The sequence below is a fragment of the Synechococcus sp. WC101 genome (assembly GCF_047461555.1).
Taxonomy (GTDB): domain Bacteria; phylum Cyanobacteriota; class Cyanobacteriia; order Thermostichales; family Thermostichaceae; genus Thermostichus.
The window spans coordinates 1-2,535 of the sequence record NZ_JANSHG010000241.1 but is presented as its reverse complement, the minus strand read 5'-3'; the positions used below and the strand labels follow the sequence as shown (position 1 = coordinate 2,535).

The following is a 2,535-nucleotide window of genomic DNA, read 5'->3' as shown; positions in this document are numbered from 1 at the left end:
GAGATAATGGGAGCAGGCTTCCAGGATCGGCTGCTTGTGGGGATCCACCTTGCCGCCCACATCCACGATCACCAGGCTTTTTTGTTGGCGCAGGGCGAGGATGGCCTGGGCGTGAAAGCTGAAAAAATCGGGGGTCAGGCGGCCCCGGTAGCGGTGCTTGAGGATTTTGGCTTCTTCCGGCGGCAGATCCAACGTCCAATTTCCTTCCCCATCCCAGTGGGCCCGCTGCAGATAAACGTTGGGAGCCTGAGGCAGCAGGGACTCGAAAAGAGCGCGGGCCAGGCGGCTTTTGCCGCTATCCGGAGGGCCCACCACCATCACTGCCGCCGCCAATTCTGAGCCTGGCCTGCCCTGCACCCAGGGAATGATCTCGCCCACCTGCACGTCTGGGCTATGGCTGGAGACCACCACTGCCCCCAAGCGCGGGTCGTAGCAGGCCACCCAGCGGGTAAAGTGGCACTCGTGCACCAACCAGCCGTAGAGCCAGATGGGGGCGCGCCCGCTCAGCACCACTCCCAAGCGGGGGTCGATCCCCCCAGGCAGGCGCAGTTGGGCCAGATCTTCCGGGAAAACCAGCCGATCCGGTCGGGTCAGCTCGATTTCAATCACCTGAAACGGTAGCCCCCCAAGATGGGGTTTCTGCGGCCAATGGGCCAGATAGCCAGACCGCAACTGCAGCGCCACAGCAGACATGGAAATTGGGACAGAAAGACAACAGCCTGGCCCCAGTATGGGGAAGATTGGAAGCAAGATCTTCCAATTGTTGGCAGAGTAGGGGCGAAGGGATCCGACCTTGGTCTGTGCCTTGCCCTGGAGGGGGAGATGAACGGAGGGGAGTTGCCTTTGACGGTGGAGGTGTTGCGCTGGCTGGCAGGCGGGCAGTTGGCAGAGCGCCTGGAGCGGGCGGTGCGTCTCTGGGTGTTGCTCCAGGGTTTGTACAGCGAAAACCGTTGGCCGGATCTGCCAGAGACCTTTGGCTACACCCACATCCGCGATCGCCTCTTCTCGCCCAGCCACCCCCGGCAGGATTTGCCCCATGGGATCTCCTGCCCGGATCCCAGTTGCATTTGCCAGAAGCCTCTGAGCTTTTGGCTGGAGCATCCCGACCTGCTGGCCGCCTTAAAAGCCGAAGTTCCCCATCTGGAGACGCGGCTGGCCAGCCGGCCCTTTTTGAAGACCCACCGCACCCTGCGCAAAGAGCTGGACTACCTGGCCGCTCAGGGCTGGCTGCAGCCAATCGAGGCCAACTCCAGGCGAAGAGATAACTTTCGCTGCCGTGCCGCCGGGGATCGCCCCCCCTTGCCGACGCCCGCCTCGGCCTTGACGTTGTCGGGTAGCCAGCTTGAGCAGATCTACCACGTCCTCAGCGACGTGGCCTTTGTGCATCCCGATGTGCAGGTGTTGCTGGACGATATCTGGGGGGGGCATCAACACTCGCAGCGGCGGCTGTTTGTGTGGTTTGAGTACATCCTCTCAGACGAACAGCAAGAACGGGTGGACGAATACCAAAACCAGCTAGAGGCTTTCTGGACAAAACCGGCAGCAGGGCTGATCCGCTTTGATTACGAAACTCGCCAGCACGGGATCCAAAAGGTCCTCACCTACCCGGTTTGCCTGTTTTATGCCCGCCGCGCCAAGTACTTGGCCGCCTTCGGCCAGCTCCCGCACGCTGCCAGATCCCTGGGCTGGCACAACTTTCGCCTGGATCGCATTCGCTCGCCTCGCCTGACGGTGGTGCCCTGGTCTGACCCTGCGGTGTCGGCGGAGCTCTTGGCCCGCCAGAGGCAGGGGAATCTGCCCACTCCTGAGGAGGTGCAAGCGGCCTGGGAAGAGGCCTGGGGATCCGATTTCTATCTGCCCAAGGCGCTCTTGATCCTGCGCTTTGCGCCGCAGTTTGCCCGCCGCTACGTGGACAACACAGTACGCCACCCCACCTTCCAGCCCATTGCCTACGAGCGGATCCCGGCTTTGGTGCGGCGGGAGATCGCCGATGCGGGGGAACGGGAAAAGATCTTGCACATTCTCCGGCAGAGGCCGGCCAGCGACCGCTACTTCTGCGCCTATGTGCGGGTGGGAGACACCAATTTCACCATGCGCCTGCGGGATTGGCGGCCCAACGGCGAAGTGATTGCCCCTCTGGCCTATCGGGAACAGATGGCCCAGGAAGCGGAGGCAGAGCTGCAGTTTTACCGGCCCGAACTGGCTCTTGCCAAACCCGCCTGCCCATGACCACCCTCTACTTAACCGAGCCGGGCACCGTGGTTCACTGCCAGAACCAAAGCTTGCTCATTCGGCGCCGCGGCCAGGAGCAGCTTTGCCGCCTTGCGGAGGTGGAGCTGGTGGTGGTGTTGCCCGGGATCCAATTGACCAGCGCAGCTTTGGCCCAACTGCTGGATCGAGGCATCGAAACCATTTTTTTGCGTGCGGATGGCGGTTTTCGCGGTCGCCTGCAGGGATCCTTCTCCACCAACTCTGAGATCCGTCTGGCCCAGTATCAGCGGGCCTACTCCCCCTGGGGGCTGAGGTGGGCCAAGG

General features: G+C 62.5%; 3 protein-coding genes. 2 read left to right on the top strand and 1 reads right to left on the bottom strand.

The features are described 5' to 3' along the window. Positions 1-693 (bottom strand): CRISPR-associated ring nuclease Crn3/Csx3 (crn3, locus tag NW809_RS11950; protein WP_414402240.1); only part of this gene is annotated, 693 nt, incomplete at its 3' end. A 129-nt stretch (positions 694-822) separates the two neighbouring features. On the opposite strand from crn3, the gene NW809_RS11945 reads away from it, so the two are divergent. After that, entirely contained in the window at positions 823-2,229 is a 1,407-nt protein-coding gene (locus NW809_RS11945) for a TIGR03985 family CRISPR-associated protein (protein WP_414402239.1), read from the top strand. Next, positions 2,226-2,535 (top strand): CRISPR-associated endonuclease Cas1 (locus NW809_RS11940; RefSeq protein WP_414402238.1); only part of this gene is annotated, 310 nt, incomplete at its 3' end. The genes NW809_RS11945 and NW809_RS11940, both read left to right, overlap by 4 nt.

What these genes read in the sequence shown, in the direction of transcription:
- NW809_RS11945 (WP_414402239.1), top strand. Translation starts at nt 823, where the DNA reads ATGAACGGAGGGGAGTTGCCTTTGACGGTGGAGGTGTTGCGCTGGCTG.